The sequence below is a fragment of the Tardiphaga sp. OK246 genome (assembly GCF_900188215.1).
Classification (GTDB): Bacteria; Pseudomonadota; Alphaproteobacteria; order Rhizobiales; family Xanthobacteraceae; genus Tardiphaga; species Tardiphaga robiniae.
In genome coordinates this window covers 356,843-379,066 of sequence record NZ_FZOX01000001.1, presented here as the reverse complement: position 1 = coordinate 379,066, position 22,224 = coordinate 356,843, and the positions used below count along the sequence as shown (strand labels likewise).

Genomic DNA, 22,224 nt, shown 5'->3' with positions numbered 1-22,224 from the left:
GACATGAAAACCGAATTCACCCCGACCCAGCTGGCCGATCCGGATATTGCCGAGGCTGACAAGATCCTGCGCAAATGCGTGCATTGCGGATTCTGCACGGCGACCTGTCCGACCTATGTGCTGCTCGGCGACGAACTCGATAGTCCGCGCGGCCGCATCTACCTGATCAAGGAGATGCTGGAAAAGGATCAGAAGCCGACGCAGGAGGTGGTCAAGCATGTCGATCGTTGCCTCTCATGCCTCGCCTGCATGACGACCTGCCCGTCCGGCGTGAACTACATGCATCTGGTCGATCAGGCGCGGGTCAAGATCGAGAAGGACTACACCCGGCCGCTCTCCGAGCGGTTGCTGCGTGACGTGCTGGCCTGGGTGCTGCCGCGTCCCGGCCTGTTTCGCCTGAGCATGACCATGGCCCGGCTGGCGCGGCCGCTGGCGGCGCTGTTGCCCTCGACCAGCAAGCAATCCAACCCGAACCTGCTTAGCCGCGTGAAGGCGATGCTGACGATGGCGCCGAAGCAGCTCCCCGCCGCCGGTCCATTGGGTGGCAGCGTCTTTCCCGCCATCGGCGCTCGTCGTGGACGGGTCGCACTCCTGCAGGGCTGCGCCCAGCAGGTGCTGGCGCCGCGGATCAACCAGGCCGCCATCAGCCTTTTGACCCGCCATGGCGTCGAGGTCGTGCTGGTCCGGGACGAACAGTGCTGCGGTGCGCTGACCCATCATCTCGGCCGCGACGGGGATGCGCTGGCGCGGGCCAGGGCCAATATCGGCGTCTGGCTCGGGGAGGCGGACCGGGGCGGTCTCGACGCCATCCTGGTCACGGCGTCCGGCTGTGGAACCGTTATCAAGGACTATGGCTACATGCTGCGCGAGGATCCGGAGTTTGCCGCGCCGGCCGCCAAGGTCTCTGCGCTGGCCAAGGATATCAGCGAGTATGTCAGCGCCATGGATCTGCCGAAGCCTGACAAACAAAGCGACCTTGTCGTCGCCTATCACTCGGCGTGTTCGCTGCAGCATGGGCAGAAAATCACACAGGCTCCCAAAGAATTGCTTTCCAAGAATGGATTCGTGGTGAAAGATATCCCAGAGAGCCATTTGTGTTGCGGTTCGGCGGGGACGTACAACATTCTCCAGCCTGATATTGCGAGCCGGTTGCGCGATCGAAAGGTCGCCAACATCGCGATGGTCAAGCCGGATATCATCGCTGCCGGCAACATCGGCTGCATGGTTCAGATCGCCGGAGGGACGTCAGTCCCGGTCGTACATACGATTGAGCTACTCGATTGGGCGACAGGCGGTCCCAGGCCAGGATTGAACTGATCTAATTGTGACAACGGCCCCGCGTTAAACTGGCCCCGCGCTGGCGCGGAAGACTTGAAACGCCGGTCCCTTTTGGATCGGCGCCAACAGGAGGACCACGATGGCTAAAGGCAAGAAGTCGAAGAAGGACAAGAAAAAGCAGAAGAAGCTTTTGACGGCGGCGAAACCCGCGAAGAAGTCCTCCAAGAAGTCAGTCAAGAAATCCGCGAAGAAGGCTGTGAAGAAAGCGGCCAAGAAGGCTGCGAAGAAATCAGCCAAGAAGACGGTGAAGAAGGCGGCCAAGAAAGCCACCAAGAAGACCGTCAAGAAGGCCGCGAAGAAGTCTGCCAAGAAGGCGCCGAAGAAAGCTCCCGCCAAGAAGGCAGTGAAGAAGGCTGCGCCGAAAAAGGCCGCCAAGAAAGCAACACCGAAGAAAGCTGCCAAGAAGTCCGTGAAGGTTCCTTCTACGCTGTTGTCAAGCACGGCGCCCGCGCCCGCTGTAACAGAAGCTCCAGCGCCGGTCGCGCTGCCGCCGAAGCCGCCGCGCAAGCCCCGTGCTCCCAAGCCCAAGCCGGTCGCACCGGCAATCGCTGAGACACCGAGCTGGGCGACGCCGGAGCCTGATCCGTCACCGGTCGAAGGGCATTCTTCAGGCGAGACGACGGCAATCGAATCTCCTGGCGATACGTCGCCCGATCACGACGAAACCAGATAGTCGAACCGGATTAAGTCCGCGTTCCTGACTCGCCAATAAACTCCGGAAAACCGCAGCGCTCGCCGCTGCGGTTTTTGCTTGGTCAGCCTCTGCCGCGCATGCGTATTTCAACCGATGCCGGGTGTCCTGAATTTGCAGGCGATTCGAGTGATCGTCGGCCCGGAGGCTCTGACGGGCAGCTGTTAACCGCTCCACGGACGGCAATCCACAATTCCCAGTCAGTGGTAATTCCCCGTGGTGGTATTTTCGGGCTGGAATCCCTCCAAAAACGTTGTGCTTTTGCAACACCGCGCCACAACCTCTCACGGAAACGTCAGAACGCCTATTTAGGCGGCACTTGCTCGTTTTTTTTCCTTCACCACTGCGGCTTTGCGCCTCAAAGTTGCGTTCAGTCGATGAATTTCGCGGTCTCGCCGTCTTTCAGACACGGAACTGCCTCTGGTTTCAAAAGTGATGGGGAATGTCATGAAGAAAATTGTTGTCGCCTCTGCTGCGGTGCTCGCCATGGGGATGAGCTCGGCTTCCGCAGCCGATCTGGGCGCGAAGATGTACAAGAAGGCGCCGCCGATCGTGGCGGCCTACGATCCTTGGGACATCGCTTTCGGCGCTGCCGTCATGAGCAACTACGTGTTCCGCGGTATCACCCAGTCGAACGGCAACAAGGGTTCGGTCGCAGCTTATTTCGAACCGCGCTACAACATCACCAAGGACGTCCAGATCTACGCTGGTGTCTCCGGTGAGAGCATCGCCTTCCCGAACCGCGCGTCGATGGAACTCGATGGCTACTTCGGTATCCGCCCGACCTGGGGCGCAGCAGCGTTCGACTTCGGCTTCTTCTATTACGGCTATCCGGGCGGTCAGTGCTTCAACACCCCCGCCTTCTGCGGTGGCGATCTCTCCGCTGTCGCGCTGCCCAACGGCAGCGTCGCCAAGAAGAACGCAAGCTTCTACGAAGGCTATGCCAAGCTCAACTACACCTTCAACGACTACTTCTCGCTGGGCGGCAACGCGTTCTACTCGCCGAACTTCCTGAACACCGGCGCCGAAGGTACCTATGCTTCGATCACCGGTAAGGTGATCGCGCCGTCGACCTGGTTCGGTTCGACCGGCATCGGCTCCTACGTTTCGGGCGAGTTCGGTCGCCAGTGGCTCGGCACTTCGGATTCCTTCTACGGTACCGTCGCCTTCCCGAACGGCATCAAGTACGCCGACTACAACACCTGGAACATCGGCATCGGCTTCACCTACAAGGTCTTCACGCTTGACCTGCGCTACTCGGACACCAACCTGTCCAAGGGTGATTGCAACGCCTTCACTTCGGACTTCACGGCTCCTGCCGCCGGCACCAACTTCACCGCGATCAACCCGTCGGGCGCTGGCTCGAGCTGGTGCGGCGCCACCGGCATCGTCAAGCTGTCGGCTGACCTGACCGCGATGACCAACCTGAAGTAAGAACTTCGACTGAGATCGAAGGGGCGGCAGAGCAATCTGCCGCCCCTTTTCTTTTGGGATAGAGCTCCATGAATCGGGACTGGTTGCGGCGCGCAGCGAAGACGATCCGTCGCAACAATCATCGCAATGCGCTGGCTGGTGCCGTTGCCGGGCTGGGGGCCGGGATTGCCATCGGTGTGATGGAGTTCTTCTCGGCCGTTGCGCATTATCCGCTGGTCATCATCCCCTTTGCGACCTCGATCGTCCTCGTGATCGGCTCACCCGAAGCCGAGCCGGCGCAGCCGCGCGCGCTGGTAGGCGGACACATCGTCGCGACGCTGGTAGGGCTCGCGGTGCTCAAGCTGACCGGCCCCCATGCCTGGGCCGCCGCCATGGCAGTCGGCCTCGCTGTGCTGGCGATGTATGTCACCGGCACATTCCACCCGCCCGCCGGGATCAACCCGCTGCTGGTCGTGTCTCACGCCCTACCGTGGACGTTCCTGCTCGCGCCGGTGCTGGTCGGCGCGCTGCTGCTCGCGAGTTTCACGTTTGTCTGGCATCGCTATGCGGCAGGCCGCGACTGGCCGCGGCACTGGCTTTAGCGGGGGGCGTGTCACGCCTCAGGCAGTTTCCGTCCTGGCCTTTGCATCTCCCAGCGCGAAGTGATCGCCGGACCGCGTTAGCGACACCTTGCGCTGATGCAAGTCATCGAGCGTGTTGCGGTGGCCGATCGAAACGATGGTCGTGCCAGGCAGCTTGTCTTCCAGCAGCCGATAAAGTGCTTCTTCCGAGGGCTCGTCGAGCGACGCAGTAGCCTCGTCAAGGAAGAGGTATTGCGGCTTTTGCAGCAGCGCGCGGGCAACGCCGAGGCGCTGCTGTTCACCGAGCGACAGCATGCGATTCCAGTGACCATCTTCGTCAAGCCGGGTCGCCAGCGCGGGCAGACCCACGGACCTGACGGCATCGGCGATCTCGCGTGGGCTGAATGCGTCGGTGCCCGCGGGATAGGCCACCGCCTCCTGCAGCGTGCCGACCGGGAAGTACGGCCGCTGCGGCAGCATCATGATCCCCGCATCCGCAGGAATTGAGATCTTGCCTTTGCCGAACGGCCAGATGCCGGCGATGGCACGGAATAGCGTGGATTTTCCGGCGCCCGATGGGCCGGTAAATAACGTGCGTTCGCCGCGGTGGAAGCTGAAGCTTGGTGTTTCAACCATGGCGGCGCCGTTGGGAAGTGCGAGCGTGAGGCCGGTCAGTGCGATGTCGCTGCTGCCGGTCTCTGCGACGTGAACGATACCGGCCTTTGTCGTCTGCGCTTGCGCATTGGCGATGGCGTGTTCGAAGCCATCGAGGCGCATCACGCCAGACTGCCATTCCGCCAGCGTGCGATAGGCCGTGACGAAGAATGAAAGCGCACCCTGCACGGTGCCGAATGCATCCGTGGTCTGCATCACGACGCCAAGCTGGACCTTTTCCGCGAAATAGGCTGGCGCGACGAGAACAAAAGGCAGGATGATCGCGATCTGCTGATAGCTGACCGTGAAGGATGTCAGCTTCTTGGTGCGGCGCATGATGTCGATCCAGTTGCCGACGACCAGCTGGAAGCGGGTCGAGAGTCGCTGGCGCTCGACCGGCTCGCCGCGCAGGAGAGCGATTTGCTCGGCATTTTCGCGCGCACGCACCAGATTGAAGCGGAAGTCCGCTTCATAGCGCTGCTGCTGGAAATTCAGTGCCATCAATGGCGCGCCGATATAGTGCGTCAGCGCGGTGCCGATCACGGCATAGACGAGCGCGCCCCAGACGAGATAGCCGGGGATCGGGATATCCCGACCGAACACATGCAGCGGCGCCGCGTCGGACAGGCCCCACAGGATGATCACGAAGGAGAACAGCGTGACGACCGAACTCAACAGGCCGATGCCGATGTCGAGCGTCTTCTCCACGAACAGCTTCACGTCTTCGGCGATGCGCTGATCCGGGTTGTCGGCAGCGTCGCCCTGCAGCTGCATGCGATAGTGGTTGGCGTCGGCGAGCCAGTTGCCGAGATAGCGCTCGGTCATCCAGCGCCGCCAGCGGATCTGGAGCCACTGGTTGAGGTAGAGCTGATAGACCTTGAGTGCGATGTTGATCGCGGCAAGCACGCTGAAGTAAGCGAGCTGATAGGTGAAGACGTCGAGGTTTCTGTCCTGCAGTGCGTTGTAGAAGGTGTTGTTCCAGCGATTGAACAAAACGCTGAGACCAACCACCGCCAGCTCGATGGCGATCACCGCCGTGAGGAGGCCGAGTCCCGCCCATTTGTCCTCGGAACGAAAATAAGGAACCGCGATCCGCCAGACGGTCGCGAGCGTGGAGCGGATGTTATTCACAGGTCGTCTCCGGGAGGAGGGCTCTAAGCCCTTAAGATCAAAAATGAATTCCAGCGTTTAGACTAAAGTAGCTGGTTTGATGGCCTGCGGCACCTTGTCGCGAAACTGTGATTCACCCTAGCATGACGAAAAGCGAGGCATGGGGGCCTCGCATTCGCGTAGCCTATGGGCGCTATCGGCTTTGACCGATCGTGGATGCCCTCGCAAGTGAACAATCAGCAATTTGCCGATCGATAACGATCGCGCCGCTGCAATAATATAAAGGGGGAAAACGGCCATGTGGAATCAGGTCTACAATCCATTCAATAGCTCGACGATCTCGACGCTTGTGGCCGCGATACCGGTGGTCGTCCTGCTGGTGCTGATCGCCACCAACAAGGTCAAGGCACATATCGCTGCGATCATTGCGCTGGTGCTCGCCAATCTTGTGGCGATCTACGCATTCACGATGCCCGCCAATATGTCGCTTCGCGCATCGGCGCTCGGCGTCGTCACCGGCTTCTTCCCGATCGGCTGGATCGTTCTCAACGTCATCTTCATGTATCGCCTCACGGTCGATAGCGGCCGCTTCGAGGTACTGCAACGCGCCATCGGCGGCGTCACTAATGACCGCCGCCTGCAGATCCTGCTGATCGCGTTTTCGTTCGGCGCGTTCTTCGAAGGCGCGTCGGGGTTCGGTACGCCGGTCGCCGTCACCGGCGCCGTGCTGATCGGTCTCGGCTTCTCGCCGCTGGCTGCGTCCGGCCTGTCTCTGATCGCCAATACTGCGCCTGTTGCCTATGGCGCACTCGGCACGCCGATCCAGGGCCTCGCCACCGTCACCGGCTTCGACCCCTTCATCCTGGGCGCGATGGTCGGCCGGCAGTTGCCGATCTTCTCCATGATCGTCCCGTTCTGGGTGGTCTGGGCCTTTGCCGGCTGGAAGGGCATGAAGGAAGTCTGGCCTGCCATCCTCGTTACCGCGCTCTCCTTCGCGATCCCGCAATTCGTGATCTCGAACTTCATCAATCCGTGGATCGTCGACATCGGCGCCTCGCTGATCTCGATGGGCGCGTTGATCCTGTTCCTGAAGGTCTGGCAGCCCAAGACGATCTGGACCTCGGCTGCGCTGCGCCAGCACGACGATTCCGCGTCGACCGTGCCGCCGGTGAAACCGATGAGCACGGAGAAGCTGACCTCGGCTCAGGTCTGGAGCGCGCTGACGCCATGGATCATCCTCTGCGTCATCCTGCTGGTCTGGGGCACCAACTGGTTCAAGGGGATCGTCAACCCGATCTTCTCCTGGAATTTTCCAGTGCCTGAACTGCACAACATGATCAACAAGGTGCCGCCGGTGGCCGCCAAGCCGACGCCGGAAGGCGCGGTGTTCGCGTTCACTTACGTTTCCTATACCGGCAGCGGCATGTTGCTGGCTGCGATCATCTCCGGCTTCATCATGGGCTTTTCGCCTGCGAAGATGATTGTGGAATATGGCCGCACCATCAAGATCTGTGCCTACTCGCTGATCACCATCTCGGCGATGCTGGCCATCGGCACGCTCACGCGTCTGTCGGGTGTCGACGCGACGCTCGGTCTGGCCTTCGCTGCCACCGGCGTGCTGTACCCGTTCTTCGGCACACTGCTTGGCTGGCTCGGCGTGGCGCTCACCGGTTCGGATACCGCATCGAACGTGCTGTTTGGCAACCTGCAGAGGATCACGTCCGAACAGCTCGGTCTGTCGCCGATCCTTATGAGCGCGGCGAACTCGTCCGGCGGCGTGATGGGCAAGATGATCGACGCGCAATCGATCGTTGTGGCCTCCACCGCAACCAACTGGTTCGGGCATGAGGGCACGATCCTGCGCTTCGTGTTCTGGCACTCGATCGTGCTGGCCTGCATGGTCGGCCTGTTCGTGATGCTACAGGCCTATGTCTATCCGTTCACGTTGATGGTCCTGGCGCCGTAGGGTGCACGCAACGAACCAATGACGAATCCCCGCGGCTGCAAGGCCGCGGGGATTTTTCGTTGTCGCGCCATATTGTTTCCCGACGGTTCTGGTCAACCATCGCGGCCGCGCGTAGAACCGCGGCCATTGTCGCCATCCACGATCACGCCGAGAATTCTTATGACTGCCATGACCACTTTGCTGCGGGCCGCTATTGCCGGTGCGGCGTTTCTGATTGTCGTCCCTGCGCATGCCGCCGAAGAGTTTCCATTCGGCATGGAAATGACTCTGGATGCACAGCGTCAGCCCGGCTCGAAGCGGATTCCCAATCTGGAAATCGGCGAGGCCGGCGAGGCGCGGGTGGAGTTGTGGTGCAAGGGCGGCAAGGGGCAGTTCTCGGTCGCTGGCAACACCGTCGTCTTCGTCGCCGGCGCGATGGAGAGCCGCAGTTGCTCGGACGCACAGGCCGCGATGGACGATCAGTTGATCGCCGATCTCGGCGGGGCCACCAACTGGCAGCGGCGCGGTGATGCAGTGACGTTCGTCGGGCCGAAGTCGCTGCGGTTTCGGCTGAATACGAACTAGAGCGGCTCGCGTAGGATGGGTAGAGCGCAGCGAAACCCATCGCTTTCGACGATTTTGGTTGATGGGTTTCGCGAAGGCGCTCTACCCATCCTACGCTTCGGCATTGCTAACGACGGCTGAGCAGAATGCTGTCACTCACTTCCAGTTCGAATTATCTGCATCCCAACGCTGTGCCTTGAACTCCGCCGCGACAGCTGCAACCGCGCCGTTGTCGTCGCGCGGATCGCTCTCTTCATCGGCCGTCGGCGAATCCGCGAGAGCCAGCTTCGCACCCGAGTTCTCATCCGCGGTCGTTACTGACGGCGTGCTGACCCAAAGGATCAGCTTATCCGTCGTGCCGGGCTTGTCGGGAGCGATGATCGCGTTGACCTCGACCGTCTCCGTCAATTCGAGCGCGGGCAGAACCTGACTCGGGCGCTTGAAGGTCAGCTTGAGCTTTCCGGTCTCATCATCCCATGAGCTGGCCGCAGGTTTGCCCGACATGGTCCTGGCGAGCACATTCGCCAGCGCCGTAGCAACCTTGTCGCGATTGATCTTGTCGCCATCGCGCCAGTCGGTGGCCGCAAAGCGTACGGTACGATCCATGTCGATAGCGCCCGTGGTCCAGCCGACATTGACGACGCCGGGATAGGTCTTGGTTTTGGCGACGAAAGCCGCAGCGCGTTCCGGATCGATGGCGAGGCTGATGACCTGCTCGCCGGCGCGGAGCGCATCGCACGACACGGTCAGACTGTTCAACGCGACTTCGACATTCTGCCCGCGCAGCGTGCGGACGAAATCGAGTGCGGCTTCGAGCTTGATCTTCACCGCGATCGCTTCGGGTGACACTTCGGTGAAATCCTTCGGCGCGGGCGCGATATTGTCGTCGGTGGACTGATTGTCCTGGAATTCCTTCTCGCTCTGATCGGAATTGTCCGAGGAGGTCACGTTGTTGTTGGTCTGACCGACCGAGATCTGTCCCTTGAATTCGAATGTGTCTCCCGTCGGCCGGCGGTTCAGCTTGATGGTCACCGGCAGCTTGTCGACCTGGGTCTGCGTTGCGCCGGTCAACGTCGAACCGCTGACCGTGAGATTGGCGACGAAGCGATCCTTGCGGTCGCTGCCCTTCTCGGCGGGATAGCAGACATCAAGCGTCGCGGCCGTGACGGCCTTGCCCTGCCGCGTCTCCCGGAGGATCACGTCGGCATTGCCGTTCATGACGCCGTCGATCGAGGTGAAATAGCGCGTCTCGGGGCCTGCCGGCTGGCTCTTCGGCGCGGCTTTCACCTGCGCGAAAGCGTGGTGGACGGTCCCAACCGAGGCGGTGACCGTAAGGCCGAGCAGACAAAGATGAAGCGCGCGCATTTCAAAAGTCCCTGGACGTTATCGACGTGTCTCCGGGCGGATTTATCTGATTCCGCCCATGCGAGATTAATCACGGGATTGAATCAGAACCGCGACCAAGGCGAAAGGCCATAAGTCGCAAGCACGATGCGTGGCAGGCAAAAAAGAAGGCCGCCCGGAGGCGGCCTTCGATCACAATGCAGTTGAGCGTGAAAGCAGGGCTTAGAAGCCCATTCCGCCCATGCCACCCATACCGCCGCCACCGCCCGGCATCGCCGGTGCAGCTTCCTTCGGCAGTTCGGCGACCATGGCTTCGGTGGTGACCAGCAGCCCGGCCACCGAGGCCGCGTCCTGCAGTGCAGTACGCACCACCTTGGCCGGATCGATGATGCCCTTGGCGACCATGTCGACATAGGTTTCGGTCTGCGCGTCGAAGCCGAAGGTCTCGGACTTCTCGTCCAGGATCTTGCCGACCACGATCGAACCTTCAACGCCGGCGTTTTCGGCGATCTGGCGGATTGGAGCTTCCAGCGCCTTCAGCACGATGTTGATACCGGCCTGCACATCGGCGTTCTCGTTGGTGAGACGGCCGACGGCCTTCTTGGCACGCAGCAGCGCAGTGCCGCCACCGGGGACGATGCCTTCCTGAACGGCCGCGCGGGTCGCGTTCAGCGCGTCATCCACGCGATCCTTCTTTTCCTTCACTTCGACTTCGGTCGCGCCGCCGACGCGGATGACGGCAACGCCGCCAGCCAGCTTGGCCAGACGCTCCTGCAGCTTCTCACGATCATAGTCCGAGGTGGTTTCCTCGATCTGTGCCTTGATCTGATTGACGCGGGCCTCGATCGCCGGCTTCTTGCCAGCGCCGTTGACGACGGTGGTGTTTTCCTTGTCGATCACGACCTTCTTGGCGCGGCCGAGCATGGCGAGCGTGACGCTTTCCAGCTTCATGCCGAGATCTTCCGAGACGAGCTGACCGCCGGTCAGGATTGCAAGGTCTTCCAGCATCGCCTTGCGGCGATCGCCGAAGCCCGGTGCCTTGACGGCAGCAACCTTGAGGCCGCCGCGCAGGCGGTTGACGACGAGGGTGGCGAGGGCTTCGCCTTCGACGTCTTCAGCAATGATCAGGAGCGGCTTGCCCGACTGCACCACGGCTTCGAGCACCGGCAGCATGGCCTGCAGGCTGGAGATCTTCTTCTCGACGAGCAGGACGTACACGTCCTCGAGCTCGGCGGTCATCTTCTCGGCATTGGTGACGAAGTAGGGCGACAGATAGCCGCGATCGAACTTCATGCCCTCGACGATGTCGACTTCGGTCTCGAGCGACTTGTTCTCTTCAACCGTGATGACGCCTTCGTTGCCGACCTTCTGCATTGCCTGAGCGATCATCTTGCCGATGGCAGCGTCGCCGTTGGCGGAGATGGTACCGACCTGGGCGACTTCGGCCGAAGACGCAACCGGCTTGGCGCGCTTGGTGATGTCCTTGATGACGGCGGCGACGGCGATATCGATGCCGCGCTTGAGGTCCATCGGGTTCATGCCGGCAGCAACCGACTTGGCGCCTTCACGGACGATGGCCTGGGCCAGCACGGTGGCGGTGGTGGTGCCGTCGCCTGCGGTGTCGTTGGTCTTCGAGGCGACTTCGCGCAGCATCTGCGCGCCCATGTTCTCGAACTTGTCCTCGAGCTCGATCTCCTTGGCGACGGTGACGCCGTCCTTGGTGATACGCGGAGCGCCGAACGACTTCTCGATCACGACATTGCGGCCCTTCGGACCGAGCGTGACCTTGACGGCGTTGGCGAGAATGTCGACGCCGCGCAGCATGCGATCGCGCGCGTCTCCGGAGAATTTAACGTCTTTGGCTGCCATGTGATGGTGCTCCAAGTGATGGGAATTTGAAACTAAAACGCTGTCATGGCCGGGCTTGACCCGGCCATCCACGCCTTGCCGAGCTTGCGGCCTAGACGTGGATCACCGGGACAAGCCCGGTGACGACGGCGTGTGGGGAGGCTGAAGCGAGTCGCTTAGGCGATCACGCCCATGATGTCCGACTCCTTCATGATGAGGAGTTCTTCGCCGTCGAGTTTGATCTCGGTGCCCGACCACTTGCCGAACAGAACCTTGTCGCCGACCTTGATGTCGATCGGGATCAGCTTGCCGGCTTCGTCGCGGCCACCGGGGCCGACGCCGACGACTTCGCCTTCAGACGGCTTTTCCTTGGCGCTGTCCGGGATGATGATGCCGCCCTTGGTCTTCTCGTCGGCGACGATGCGCTTGACGACGACGCGGTCGTGCAGCGGGCGGAATTTGGTCTTGGCCATGGGAGTGTCCCTTTAGGGTTTGCGATTTCGTTGCCATCTCGGAGGCGGGCGGGAATCCAGCCGGAACGCTCAAGGCGGCCGGCTCATTCCCTTAGCAATCGCGCTCCGGGAGTGCTAATTGAGCGTCCGGGAAATATGGCCAGACGCTTTTTGAGTCAAGCGAGGCCTTAAGGCCTTGGTGAGGCCAATATAGGATGATCTGGAAACCATAATGGAGAGTCGGCGTAATTCTGCCGACCTCATTGCGCCGTCAGGTGTTTTGCGCTTGGCTGCCGGGACGGGCAGCCGGGGAATTTGCTCTAGGGGATAATATGATCAGGTCACGCTACGCCCGCACGGTTGCCCATCTGGCGATCGTTTCAACTTTGGCGCTGTCATTGGGCGGGTGCGGCACGTCTGGTGGATTGGGCGGGTTCAGCTTTGGGAACTCGCAGCCGACACCGCCGCCGGAGCCCCCGCCGGCGCCGGAACTGCCAGCCTCGATCCGCTCGGAAGAACTCGTCGGCCGCTGGGGTCTGGCGTCCTACATGAATCCCAACGATCGCGTTCGCACAGAGAATGCCGCGCGCGGCCAGTGCAAGCAGCCCTATATCATCGGCCAGGGCGCCACCGGCGGGGTCATCATGCATCTTGCCGACGAGGCGACGCCGCAGGAACTGCGCCTCAAGGGCTCGCCGAGCGGCAAGAACTATATCGGCCCGCCCGGTCCCGCCGGTGGTGAGAAGGATCGCGAGATCGTCTCCTTCGACGGTCGGATTCTCGTCACACGCTTCATCGACAAGGACGCTGCGGTTCGCTACGGCAACATGGTCTATGTCCGTTGCGCACCCAAGGCCTGACCTGAGGCGTAAGGCGGATCCCGCCACTCCCTTGAAGACGTGAGCCCATGCACCGATTGCGCGACCTTGTTTTCGGACCGGGCCGCGCGGTCCTTGTGCTGGCATTCACCCAGATCCTGACCTGGGGCATCCTGATCTATCCACCGGTGCTGACCATGCCACATGTCACGGCGGCGCATGGCTGGTCGCTGGCCTTCGGCATGGCGGGCTTTTCGCTGGGGCTGATCGTATCGGGACTGCTGTCGCCGGTGGTTGGTGGATTGATCGACCGCCACGGCGGCAATGTCGTCATGGCATCGGGCGCGTTGGCCGGTGCCTTGGGTCTCGCTCTATTTTCAGTCGCCGATCATCCCGCGACCTATCTGGCCTGCTGGCTGTTGCTCGGCGCTGCAATGTCGGCGTCGCTCTACGATCCCGCCTTCGCCACGCTGACGCGCATCTTCGGTGCCTCGGCGCGGCGGCAGATCACCTTCGTGACCTTTGCAGGCGGCTTCGCCTCGACGGTCGGCTGGCCGGCGACCCATCTTCTGCTTGAGGCTGTCGGCTGGCGCGGGACGTATCTGACCTTCGCAGCAATCTTCGCCTTTGTCGTTGCGCCGCTTCATGCTTTTGCATTGCCGCGCCACGTCGCCGTCGTGCCGCTGCCCGTGGCGGATGCCGTTGTCGTCCCCCAACAGGCAACCCAGCGCCCGGAAGGCTGGCCGTTCATCCTGCTGGCGGCGGCTTTTTCGCTTTACAGCTTCATTCTGTCGGGCGTGACCTCGAACCTGCTGGCGCTGCTGGAGCGCGGCGGGCTCAGTGCTGCAACGGCGGTGACCATCGGTGCGATGTTCGGACCGGCGCAAGTGGCATCGCGGCTGGCAGACTTCATGCTGGCGGGGCGCACCCATCCGCTGTGGATCGCGCGCGGGGCGGTGGTGCTGGTGGTGTCGGCCTTCGCGATGCTGGCCTTTGCGGGAATTTCGTTTCCGCTGGCGGCCTTGTTCGCTATCGGCTTCGGCGCGGCCAATGGCGTCATGACCATCGCGCGCGGTGCGCTGCCGCTTCTGATGTTCGGTCCGGTCGGATATGGCCGCGTCATCGGCCGCATCGCGCGGCCGGCTTTGTTCGTGCAGGCCTTCGCGCCATTCGTGGTGGCTTCCGCAGTCGAGACGCTGTCCGACCGCATGGTGCTGCTGCTTGGGACCGTGCTGGCACTCGCGGTGCTGCTCTGTTTCGTGATGATAAAAACGCCGGGCATTGCTGCCCGGCGTTAAACGATCTCTAACTGTGGTCGAAAATTATCTTAGCCGAACAGCGCGTCGATATCGTCCTGCGAAGCATGGCCGACGTCGCCGTCCAGTTTCGGACCATTCAGCAGCTTGTCGTCTTCGCTACGGTCGTCGACCTTGGCCGGCGCATGCGCCTTGATCTCATCGACGCCACCCCAGATGTCCATCATCGCAGTAATGCGGTTTTCGATGAACTTCATCGTGGTCATCACCTTGCTGATGCGCTGGCCGGTGAGGTCCTGGAAGTTACAGGCTTCGAAGATCGCGACGACGTTATCGCCGATCTCTTCCAGCATCTGCTTCTGCTGATCGGGTGAGGTCACCTTGCCGAGCGCTGTCGATGCATTATCGATGGCTTCGGCTGCGGCGAGAATCTGCTGCGTGGCTTCTTCGGTGCCGCCGACGACGGCGCCAAGTTCACCGTTGACCTTCGCCATTTCGTCGCCTTCGAAGCTCTTGCCGTGAAGAACTGCGATTTCCATCTTGGTGCGGGTAATGGCGTCGTGGATCAGATCGAGTTCGATCTTGAGCTTTTCGCACTGCTCGATCTGAGCGCGATAGGTTGCCAGCAGCGCCTGCGCTTCCGCAACCTGCTGATCGGCGGCGGCGCCGACCTGATCTGTCACGGCGTTACGGGCCGGCGCTCCCATCTGCGCGCGGATCGCGCGGAGCTCAGCCATGATTTCGCGATGCATCGGCATAGGCTCGCTGCTGCCCACCACTTCATTGGGCATAGGCGCGGTACCGAAAACTTCTTCAATGCGAAATCGCTTGCGACGAACAGACATCAGGTCCCCCAACGTTCAATCAATCCCCCGTTCGTATACCCATGAGTTTAACGTGAAGTTCACGCGGGAACATCGCACCTATCACCGATAATCGCTGCGCAAACTGTTAGTTAACCATGGGGCTTTCGCGTTCATTCAAAATAAACGCTACCAAATAGAACTGCGCCGTTTGACGACGTGGTGAATCCAAACGGCGATTGTGTTTACCAAACCGAGGCGATTTTAACCTTAAGTCGGAGTGTGCAAAGCGCTTCTCAGGTGAGAACGCGCACGACGAAACAGTGCAGAGTACGTCGATGTTCAAAAAGTTCTCTCTCACGCTTCTTGCCAGCGCATCTTTCATCGCAGCTGGATCGCATCAGACGCTTGCGGTGGAAGCCGCGGCGCAATTCGCCGAGCCTCCGGTGGTCTATGCGCAGCAGCCGCAGCGCCCGATGCAGCGCACGGCCTATGCCGAACGCTCGCGCATGGGCGGCGGCTTCATCGAGTTTCTGTTCAGCGATGGTCCGGCGCAGCAGGGCCAGCGTTATCAGCAACAGCCGGACTACTCTTACGAGCAGCGGCGTTCGCTGCTGCCGCCGATGGATCCGCAACAGCGCGTCTATCAGCAGGAAGAGACGGCAGATGCCGCACGCCCCGCGCTCGATCCCAAGTATCAGCCGCAGCTGGTCGAGTATCAGGGCAGCGAAAGCGCCGGAACCATCGTTGTCGATACGCCGAACAAGTTCCTGTTCCTGGTACAAGGTGGCGGCAAGGCGATGCGCTATGGCATCGGCGTCGGCCGGCCGGGCTTCACCTGGTCCGGCGTAAAGACGATCACCGCGAAGAAGGAATGGCCGTCGTGGACGCCGCCGAAGGAAATGCTGGCGCGCCGTCCTGACCTGCCGCGTTACATGGAAGGCGGTCCGGAGAATCCGCTCGGCGCGCGCGCGATGTATCTCGGTTCGACCCTGTATCGTATTCACGGCTCCAACGAGCCATGGACGATCGGCACCAACGTTTCCTCAGGCTGCATCCGCATGCGCAACGAGGACGTCATCGATCTCTATGGCCGCGTCGGCGTCGGCGCCCGGGTCGTCGTGATCTGATCTTACTTAACCTCTCCCCGCTGTGCGGGGAGAGGTCGGCGCGCAGCGCCGGGTGAGGGGCGGGGCATGCGCTCTCATCACGAAGGGACTGTCGAATCCCACCGTTACGCGGCCGGCCATCTTTTGCTGCTAAAATCCGATCCGATAGTTGAGCGACCGAGGCTCATATCGCGCGATGCCCCTCACCCGTCCGGCTTCGCCGGCCGACCTCTCCCCGTAAAAAACGGGGAGAGGTTAAGGCTGCGTCGCCCGACAATTATGCCAAATCGCTGTCGTCGGAATCCATGTCCATGGCGTCGTAATCACCGTCGTCCTGGTCTTGATCCTGGTCCTGATCGGCATCGGCCTGCGCCTGATCGAAGGATCCGGCGCGGGAGCCGCTGGACGAACCGATATCATTGACGCCGGCCTGATTGCCGAGGTTGCCGCCGGAGGAATCCGAACCGGAGCTCCATGGGCTCTTGCTCTCGCTGGCATTGGCGGCGTCACCGAAACCTTGCTGATGGCTGCCGCCCATCATCGAACGGATGCTGCCGAGCAAGAGTGACCCGCCGACCACGCCGGCTGCTGCCGCAGCCGCTGTACCCAGGAACGAACCGCCACCACCAGCTTGCGGTTGTTGCTGGCCGAACTGGCCTGGTCCCGGACCCTGGCCGTATCCACCCTGACCATAGCCACCCTGCGGTTGTGGCTGGCCGATGACCTGCCCGGTGTTCCAGGCAGGACGGCTCGGCTCGGGCGGGCGAACGCTCGGCACGGAGCCACGCGGTTGGTTCGGGCTCTGGCCCTGACCGAACAGGGCATCCCGCATCGAATCGAGGAAACCGCCCTGAGCAGCCTGTTCGGGGGCGCCGTTGCCTTCCAGTTGCTGGATGCGCTCATGGGCGCGCTTCAGCGCTTCGTCCTGCAGCAATACGGTCTGCACCAGCGCATAGACCGCATTGGGTGCGCGGCGCTGGCCCTGCGCAATGGCGTCGAGCGCGTCTGGATCGCGTGGCGCGCCTTCGACCTTGCTGAGCCGGTCAAAGAGATCATCAACCAGTTGGCGTTCTTGCGGTGTCATGGCGTCCTCTGTCTTCAAAGCGCGCTTGCTTTGCGCGCTGGAGATGTAGTGACGCTTTGTGTCGCAATAAGTGCCGCCTGGATTAAATTTAGTTATGCGACAAAACGACCGGCAGGCCTTGTCGTGCTTCCTCTTGTCATGCTTCCTGCGCGTAGCGCGCCAGATTGGCCTTCAGCATGTCGAGAATCTGATCCCGTGCCGGATCGCGGGTCCCTCTGACCCAGGCTGCGGCGAGTGGCAGCCGGTTCATGGCCGACATGCCCAGCGGCACATAGCGAACGCCGCGCGCGGGCATGCGAGACGTCCAGCGCGGCACGATCGCCAGCCCGATCTCGGCGGCAACGAGATTGACGATGGTCTGCTTCTCGTCGGCGATCTGAACCACATTGGCCTGCAGTTCATCTTCCGCAAACAGCTTCATCGTCAGGTCGTGACTATGCGGCCGTGACCGCCGCTCCGGCACGATCAGCGGCTCGTCGGCGATGTCTGCAATCGTCAGATGCGTGCGCGATGCCAGCGGATGGCGCTCGGAGACAGCCACGACGGCTGTCTCGTGAAACAGAAACATGAATTCCAGCCGCTTGTCGGCACTCTCGGGCGGCCGGACAAAAGCGAGATCGAGCCGGCCCGACAGCAGGCGCGGCAGCAGCCGGATCGTCTTGTCCTCATCCAGCTTGATGGCAAGGTCAGGGGCGCGTTCGCGAAGATCGTGAAGCAGCGCCGGCAGAAGCCCGGCGGCGGCGCTGTCGATTGCGCCGACCCGGATCGTGGCCGCACGGGCACGCACGCGTGCGCGGAAGGACGACGCGATCTGATCCGCGCGGGCGAGCAGGTCGCGTGCCTGTTTCAGAAACTCGACGCCGTCATCGGTGAGGGCGACGCTGCGCGTCGTGCGCGTCAGCAGGCGTGTGCCGAGATCGTCCTCAAGGAGGCGGATGTAGCGGCCGAGTGCCGACGGCATCATCTCGAGCCGCTGCGCCGCGCGGCCGAAATGCAGTTCGTCCGCCGCCGTTACGAAACAGCGCAACTGGTGCAGATCCATCAAGCCTCCCGATGGCGCCCTTCGGCCGCCTCGGAAGTCATTATATCATTTATTTATATAAACAACCTCGATTGAGCCGGGCGCTGCCCGCCTGCAGGGTGGGGAGAGCCAGTTCAACCCAGCAGAGACCTCACCATGCGCGAATATTCCATCGCGGCCATCCCGGCCGACGGGATCGGACCCGAAGTCATCGCCGCCGGTACACGCGTGCTGGAAGCGCTGCAAAAGCGCATCGGCGACGTGACTTTCAATGTCGAGACGTTCGACTGGGGCTCGGCCTATTACCGCAAGCACGGCGTGATGATGCCGGCCGATGGCCTGCCGAAGCTGAAGAAGTTCGACGCGATCTATTTCGGTGCGGTGGGGGCGCCCGATGTGCCCGATCACATCACGCTGTGGGGCCTGCGGCTGCCGATCTGCCAAGGCTTCGACCAATACGCCAATGTGCGCCCGACCAAGATCCTGCCCGGCATCACCTCGCCACTGCGCGGTGTCGAAACTGGCGATCTCGACTGGGTGATCGTGCGCGAGAATTCCGAAGGCGAATATGCCGGCTGCGGCGGCCGCGTGCATCGCGGGCTGCCGGAGGAAGTCGGTACCGAAGTCTCGGTGTTCACCCGGGTCGGCGTGGTCAGGATCATGCGCTACGCGTTCAAGCTCGCGCAGTCACGTCCGCGCAAGCTGCTCACCGTGGTCACCAAGTCGAACGCGCAGCGCCACGGCATGGTGATGTGGGACGAGATCGCTGACGAAGTGTCGAAGGACTTCCCTGACGTCACCTGGGACAAGATGCTGGTCGACGCCATGACCGTGCGTATGACGCTGAAGCCGCAGAGCCTCGACACCATCGTCGCCACCAATCTTCACGCCGACATTCTCTCCGACCTCGCCGGCGCACTGGCCGGCAGCCTCGGCGTCGCGCCGACGGCGAATATCGATCCGGAGCGCCGTTTTCCCTCAATGTTCGAGCCGATCCACGGCTCGGCCTTCGACATCACCGGCAAGGGCATCGCCAATCCTGTCGCCAGTTTCTGGACCGCTGCGCAGATGCTCGATCATCTTGGTGAGCCGGATGCATCGGCGCGGTTGATGCGTGCGGTGGAAAAGGTCTGCGAAGCCGGCATTATCACGCCCGATGTCGGCGGCAAGGCCACGACGAAAGAAGTGACCGACGCCGTGGTAGACGCGATCCATAGTTCGAACGTCTGACGCGATTTCCGAACGCCCCGGTCTCACCGGGGCGTTCGATTTCAATAATCAAAACAATATTCAGGGAGGATCTCATGAAAGTCACAGCTACACTTGCGTTTGCGATTACGCTGGCAAGCTCCGCTGCCTTCGCACAGGGCTATCCCAACAGGCCGATCACCATGCTGGTGCCGTTCGCGGCCGGCGGTGCCACCGACACCGTTGCGCGCGTCACCGCTGCGACAATGTCGAAGATCCTCGGCCAGACCATCATCATTGAAAATGCCACAGGCGCCGGCGGCACCATTGCCGCCGCACGCGCGGCTCGCGCCGAGCCGGACGGCTACACGATCCTGATCCATCACATCGGAATTTCTACGGCTGCGACGCTGTATCGCAAACTGCCTTACGATACCAAGACCGCCTTCGCGCCGATCGGCCTCGTCACCAATGCGCCGATGACCATCATCTCCAGGCCGAACCTGCCGCCGAACACGCTCGCCGAGCTGATCACCTATATCAAGGCCAACGGCGACAAGATGACATTCGGCAATGCCGGCCTCGGCGCCGCCTCGCAGCTCTGTGGCCTGATGTTCATGAATGCCATCGACAAGCAGATCCTGTCGGTGCCCTACAAGGGCAACGGCCCGGTGATGAACGATCTGATCGCCGGCCAGATCGATCTCACTTGTGACCAGACCACCAACACCACCGGCCCGATCGCGGCGAAACTTGTGAAGAGCTACGCGATCACGACGAAGACGCGTTTGTCGTCCATGCCGGACCTGCCCACCGCGGATGAAGCCGGCCTGAAGGGTTTTGAGGCGGGCGCCTGGCATGGCATCTACGCGCCAAAGGGAACTCCTGACGATATCGTGCAGAAACTGGCGAAGGTGCTGCAGGATTCGTTGCGCGATCCCGAACTGATCAAGCGCTTCAACGACATCAACACCGATCCGGTGCCGCAGGATCAGGCGACGCCGCAGGCATTGAAGAAGCAGCTCGATAGCGAGGTCGATCGCTGGGCGCCGATCATCAAGGCGAGTGGACAGTTTGCCGACTAGCGCGCCAGCGTGACGTTGTTTGTCGCCAGCAACTGCACGAAGGCATCGCTTGCCAGATATTGATATTCGCGCTCGCGCTGGTCGGTGAACGGGTCGAGGTCGATCAGGATCTCATCGACATGACCCGGGTGGCACATCACGAGTCCGCCATCCGGAAGGTCGTTGAGGAAACCGGCCATGAGCGTGCCGAAGTCGGCATGCTTGGTGAAGTCATAGGCGCCGGCAAATCCCGGATTGAACGTCACGCCGGCGCGCGTCGCACGTCGGCGGAACGTGGCGCTGAGCGTGTCGAGCAGCAGCGCCTTCGGATTATCGAGGCGTTGGCCTAACGGCAGCACACGGCCGGATTGGCGGACCCAGGCCGTCGGCGCATTTTTCCTCACCGCAGCGAGGAGCGCATCGCGCACCTGCGGGAAGGTCTGTACGTGCTGGTGCCCGTCGACATAGTCGGGGGCGCGCCCGAACAGGGCCACAAACTTCGCGATCTGCGTAGTCAGCTCGGTCTCGATCGCCTCGCGATCGAGTTTTCGCAACAGGCTGAAGCGCAGCATCTTGCCAAGCGGCAGGAACAGCTCGTCGAGCAGCGGCCGGTAGTGCATCGTCAGCGGATGAAACGGGGCGGTCAGTGTCGCGTGCAGCCCGATCTCGCAATTCGGATTCTTGGCGACGGCGTCCTGCAACGCACTCACGTCATCGCGCGAAATTGCAGGACCGACCACCATCACAGATGTGGCGTTGAGGCGTCCGAGCGCAATGAGTTCGCGGATGCCCCGATTGACGCCGGGGCTGATGCCGTAATCGTCGGCGCAGAGTGTGATGCGGCGCAGGGCTGCGCCGGTCATTCGGCAGCGGTCCGGTCGGTGGTTTGCGTCACACTATCGGGGGTGTTGCGCTTCACGCTGTGTTCGGCGACGAAATAGATCGGCCGCGCCTTCAGTTCGGACAGGATCTTGCCGATATATTCGCCGAGCACGCCGATCATGATCAGCTGCACGCCGCCGAGGGTCATCAGGCCGACGACCAGCGATGGATAGCCCGGTACCGATTTGCCGGAGACCCATGTCTCCCACAGGATCGACAGACCGAACAGGAACGCGCCGAAGGCGAGCAGAAGACCGAGCAGGCTGGCGAAACGCAGCGGAGCCACCGAGAACGAGGTCAGGCCTTCGATCGACAGGCCGATCAACTGCTTCGGATTGAACGAGGTCACGCCGTGCTCGCGTGCCGCCGGTTCGTAGTCGACGCGGAGCTGGCGGAAGCCGATCCAGGTCGCCAGTCCCTTGAAGAACCGGTTGCGCTCCGGCAACTGGCGCAACGCCGCAGCCGCACGCGGTGACAGCAGACGGAAGTCGCCGGCATCTTCCGGGATCTTCTGCCGCGCGCCCCAGTTGATCAGCGCATAGAAGCCGCGCACGGCCTGGCGGCGCAGGAAGGACTCGTTGTCGCGATGGGCCTTGGCGGTATAGACGACGTCATAACCTTCGACGATCCAGTGCCGCACCAGCTGTTCGACCAGTGACGGCGGATGTTGGCCGTCGCCATCCATGAACAGAACCGCGCCCTTGGTGACATGGTCGAGCCCTGCCATCAGCGCGGCTTCCTTGCCGAAATTGCGCGACAGTGACACGACCTGAACGTCGAGCGACGTGGCTTGCAGGCTGCGCGCAACCGCCAGCGTGCCATCGGCGCTGCCGTCATCGATATAGACGACTTCGCAGGCGAGGCCGTGGCGTTCTTTCAGTGTCGTCGCGAGCGTCGCCAGCCGCTCATGAAACAGAGCAAGGCCGGGCGCCTCGTTGTAAACAGGCACAACGATCGACAGGCCTTGTGCCGCGGCGGTCGCGGCATCGGTCGACAGGCTCGATACGTCGCTGCCCAGCATCATCGATCAGATTCCGATATCCAAAATACGCTCATGAA

General features: G+C 62.0%; 20 protein-coding genes. 11 read left to right on the top strand and 9 right to left on the bottom strand.

The genetic code is table 11. The features are described 5' to 3' along the window. The first annotated feature begins 3 nt into the window (after positions 1-3). The 4 genes from glcF to CHC01_RS01825 all read left to right on the top strand — a co-directional run bounded on the left by glcF (position 4) and on the right by CHC01_RS01825 (position 4,044). Positions 4-1,317: a glycolate oxidase subunit GlcF gene (glcF, locus tag CHC01_RS01840; RefSeq protein ID WP_089261943.1), complete on the top strand. Its 1,314-nt coding sequence runs from the start codon at positions 4-6 to the stop codon at positions 1,315-1,317. Between the two features lie 100 nt (positions 1,318-1,417). Further along, on the top strand, positions 1,418-2,011 hold the full coding sequence (locus tag CHC01_RS01835; protein WP_089261941.1) for a hypothetical protein: 594 nt from the start codon (positions 1,418-1,420) through the stop codon (positions 2,009-2,011). 465 nt (positions 2,012-2,476) lie between these two features. Further along, positions 2,477-3,463 (top strand): TorF family putative porin, encoded by a 987-nt coding sequence (locus CHC01_RS01830; RefSeq protein ID WP_089261939.1) that lies wholly within the window; start codon positions 2,477-2,479, stop codon positions 3,461-3,463. A 68-nt stretch (positions 3,464-3,531) separates the two neighbouring features. Continuing rightward, positions 3,532-4,044: an HPP family protein gene (locus CHC01_RS01825; RefSeq protein WP_089261937.1), complete on the top strand. Its 513-nt coding sequence runs from the start codon at positions 3,532-3,534 to the stop codon at positions 4,042-4,044. 18 nt (positions 4,045-4,062) lie between these two features. Here CHC01_RS01825 and CHC01_RS01820 read toward each other — a convergent pair whose 3' ends face one another. Further along, on the bottom strand, positions 4,063-5,808 hold the full coding sequence (locus CHC01_RS01820; RefSeq protein ID WP_089261935.1) for an ABC transporter ATP-binding protein/permease: 1,746 nt from the start codon (positions 5,806-5,808) through the stop codon (positions 4,063-4,065). Positions 5,809-6,085: 277 nt separating this feature from the next. On the opposite strand from CHC01_RS01820, the gene CHC01_RS01815 reads away from it, so the two are divergent. Together CHC01_RS01815 and CHC01_RS01810 are read left to right on the top strand one after the other, a co-directional pair. Beyond that, complete coding sequence (locus CHC01_RS01815; protein ID WP_089261934.1) at positions 6,086-7,753, top strand: L-lactate permease; 1,668 nt, start codon at positions 6,086-6,088, stop codon at positions 7,751-7,753. Positions 7,754-7,921: 168 nt separating this feature from the next. Next, positions 7,922-8,317, top strand: a complete 396-nt coding sequence (locus CHC01_RS01810) for an META domain-containing protein (RefSeq protein WP_176454513.1) — start codon at positions 7,922-7,924, stop codon at positions 8,315-8,317. Positions 8,318-8,452: 135 nt separating this feature from the next. Here the strand turns inward: CHC01_RS01810 and CHC01_RS01805 are convergent, their stop codons facing one another. The 3 genes from CHC01_RS01805 to CHC01_RS01795 form a co-directional block, all read right to left on the bottom strand. Continuing rightward, positions 8,453-9,661 carry a hypothetical protein gene (locus tag CHC01_RS01805; RefSeq protein WP_089261932.1) on the bottom strand — a complete coding sequence of 403 codons (1,209 nt, stop codon included), beginning with the start codon at positions 9,659-9,661 and terminating at the stop codon, positions 8,453-8,455. 201 nt (positions 9,662-9,862) lie between these two features. Continuing rightward, positions 9,863-11,509: a chaperonin GroEL gene (gene groL / locus CHC01_RS01800; protein WP_089261930.1), complete on the bottom strand. Its 1,647-nt coding sequence runs from the start codon at positions 11,507-11,509 to the stop codon at positions 9,863-9,865. A 155-nt stretch (positions 11,510-11,664) separates the two neighbouring features. Beyond that, positions 11,665-11,961, bottom strand: coding sequence for a co-chaperone GroES (locus tag CHC01_RS01795; protein ID WP_089261928.1), 297 nt, complete (start codon positions 11,959-11,961; stop codon positions 11,665-11,667). Between the two features lie 311 nt (positions 11,962-12,272). Between CHC01_RS01795 and CHC01_RS01790 the strand changes: the two genes are divergently transcribed. Both CHC01_RS01790 and CHC01_RS01785 read left to right on the top strand, forming a co-directional pair. Then, complete coding sequence (locus CHC01_RS01790; protein ID WP_068733601.1) at positions 12,273-12,800, top strand: hypothetical protein; 528 nt, start codon at positions 12,273-12,275, stop codon at positions 12,798-12,800. Positions 12,801-12,847: 47 nt separating this feature from the next. After that, positions 12,848-14,056, top strand: coding sequence for an MFS transporter (locus CHC01_RS01785; protein WP_089261926.1), 1,209 nt, complete (start codon positions 12,848-12,850; stop codon positions 14,054-14,056). Between the two features lie 29 nt (positions 14,057-14,085). Here CHC01_RS01785 and CHC01_RS01780 read toward each other — a convergent pair whose 3' ends face one another. Then, complete coding sequence (locus tag CHC01_RS01780; RefSeq protein WP_089261924.1) at positions 14,086-14,859, bottom strand: protein phosphatase CheZ; 774 nt, start codon at positions 14,857-14,859, stop codon at positions 14,086-14,088. Between the two features lie 296 nt (positions 14,860-15,155). On the opposite strand from CHC01_RS01780, the gene CHC01_RS01775 reads away from it, so the two are divergent. Continuing rightward, on the top strand, positions 15,156-15,947 hold the full coding sequence (locus CHC01_RS01775; protein WP_089261922.1) for a L,D-transpeptidase: 792 nt from the start codon (positions 15,156-15,158) through the stop codon (positions 15,945-15,947). A 256-nt stretch (positions 15,948-16,203) separates the two neighbouring features. Here the strand turns inward: CHC01_RS01775 and CHC01_RS01770 are convergent, their stop codons facing one another. Next, positions 16,204-17,010 (bottom strand): DUF2076 domain-containing protein, encoded by an 807-nt coding sequence (locus CHC01_RS01770; protein WP_089263599.1) that lies wholly within the window; start codon positions 17,008-17,010, stop codon positions 16,204-16,206. A 136-nt stretch (positions 17,011-17,146) separates the two neighbouring features. After that, entirely contained in the window at positions 17,147-18,052 is a 906-nt protein-coding gene (locus CHC01_RS01765) for a LysR family transcriptional regulator (protein ID WP_089261920.1), read from the bottom strand. A gap of 135 nt (positions 18,053-18,187) precedes the next feature. Here CHC01_RS01765 and CHC01_RS01760 point away from each other — a divergent pair, with 135 nt between their 5' ends. Further along, complete coding sequence (locus CHC01_RS01760; RefSeq protein WP_089261919.1) at positions 18,188-19,261, top strand: tartrate dehydrogenase; 1,074 nt, start codon at positions 18,188-18,190, stop codon at positions 19,259-19,261. Between the two features lie 74 nt (positions 19,262-19,335). Beyond that, positions 19,336-20,304 (top strand): tripartite tricarboxylate transporter substrate-binding protein, encoded by a 969-nt coding sequence (locus tag CHC01_RS01755; protein WP_089261917.1) that lies wholly within the window; start codon positions 19,336-19,338, stop codon positions 20,302-20,304. On the opposite strand, the gene CHC01_RS01750 is transcribed toward CHC01_RS01755, so the two are convergent. Continuing rightward, positions 20,301-21,146: a ChbG/HpnK family deacetylase gene (locus tag CHC01_RS01750; protein ID WP_089261915.1), complete on the bottom strand. Its 846-nt coding sequence runs from the start codon at positions 21,144-21,146 to the stop codon at positions 20,301-20,303. The two genes, CHC01_RS01755 and CHC01_RS01750, sit on opposite strands and share 4 nt — an antisense overlap. Next, positions 21,143-22,189, bottom strand: coding sequence for a glycosyltransferase family 2 protein (locus CHC01_RS01745; RefSeq protein WP_089261913.1), 1,047 nt, complete (start codon positions 22,187-22,189; stop codon positions 21,143-21,145). Before CHC01_RS01745 ends, CHC01_RS01750 begins: the two co-directional genes overlap by 4 nt. Positions 22,190-22,224: the final 35 nt, after the last annotated feature.

Bases quoted from the DNA above. Each gene is read 5' to 3' on its own strand.
- CHC01_RS01830 (WP_089261939.1), top strand. From the start codon at position 2,477: ATGAAGAAAATTGTTGTCGCCTCTGCTGCGGTGCTCGCCATGGGGATG.
- CHC01_RS01765 (WP_089261920.1), bottom strand. From the start codon at position 18,052: ATGGATCTGCACCAGTTGCGCTGTTTCGTAACGGCGGCGGACGAACTG.
- CHC01_RS01805 (WP_089261932.1), bottom strand. From the start codon at position 9,661: ATGCGCGCGCTTCATCTTTGTCTGCTCGGCCTTACGGTCACCGCCTCG.
- CHC01_RS01815 (WP_089261934.1), top strand. From the start codon at position 6,086: ATGTGGAATCAGGTCTACAATCCATTCAATAGCTCGACGATCTCGACG.
- CHC01_RS01745 (WP_089261913.1), bottom strand. From the start codon at position 22,189: ATGATGCTGGGCAGCGACGTATCGAGCCTGTCGACCGATGCCGCGACC.
- CHC01_RS01775 (WP_089261922.1), top strand. From the start codon at position 15,156: ATGTTCAAAAAGTTCTCTCTCACGCTTCTTGCCAGCGCATCTTTCATC.
- CHC01_RS01825 (WP_089261937.1), top strand. From the start codon at position 3,532: ATGAATCGGGACTGGTTGCGGCGCGCAGCGAAGACGATCCGTCGCAAC.
- CHC01_RS01790 (WP_068733601.1), top strand. From the start codon at position 12,273: ATGATCAGGTCACGCTACGCCCGCACGGTTGCCCATCTGGCGATCGTT.
- CHC01_RS01795 (WP_089261928.1), bottom strand. From the start codon at position 11,961: ATGGCCAAGACCAAATTCCGCCCGCTGCACGACCGCGTCGTCGTCAAG.
- CHC01_RS01785 (WP_089261926.1), top strand. From the start codon at position 12,848: ATGCACCGATTGCGCGACCTTGTTTTCGGACCGGGCCGCGCGGTCCTT.
- CHC01_RS01755 (WP_089261917.1), top strand. From the start codon at position 19,336: ATGAAAGTCACAGCTACACTTGCGTTTGCGATTACGCTGGCAAGCTCC.
- glcF (WP_089261943.1), top strand. From the start codon at position 4: ATGAAAACCGAATTCACCCCGACCCAGCTGGCCGATCCGGATATTGCC.
- CHC01_RS01780 (WP_089261924.1), bottom strand. From the start codon at position 14,859: ATGTCTGTTCGTCGCAAGCGATTTCGCATTGAAGAAGTTTTCGGTACC.
- CHC01_RS01750 (WP_089261915.1), bottom strand. From the start codon at position 21,146: ATGACCGGCGCAGCCCTGCGCCGCATCACACTCTGCGCCGACGATTAC.
- CHC01_RS01810 (WP_176454513.1), top strand. From the start codon at position 7,922: ATGACCACTTTGCTGCGGGCCGCTATTGCCGGTGCGGCGTTTCTGATT.
- CHC01_RS01835 (WP_089261941.1), top strand. From the start codon at position 1,418: ATGGCTAAAGGCAAGAAGTCGAAGAAGGACAAGAAAAAGCAGAAGAAG.
- groL (WP_089261930.1), bottom strand. From the start codon at position 11,509: ATGGCAGCCAAAGACGTTAAATTCTCCGGAGACGCGCGCGATCGCATG.
- CHC01_RS01770 (WP_089263599.1), bottom strand. From the start codon at position 17,010: ATGACACCGCAAGAACGCCAACTGGTTGATGATCTCTTTGACCGGCTC.
- CHC01_RS01760 (WP_089261919.1), top strand. From the start codon at position 18,188: ATGCGCGAATATTCCATCGCGGCCATCCCGGCCGACGGGATCGGACCC.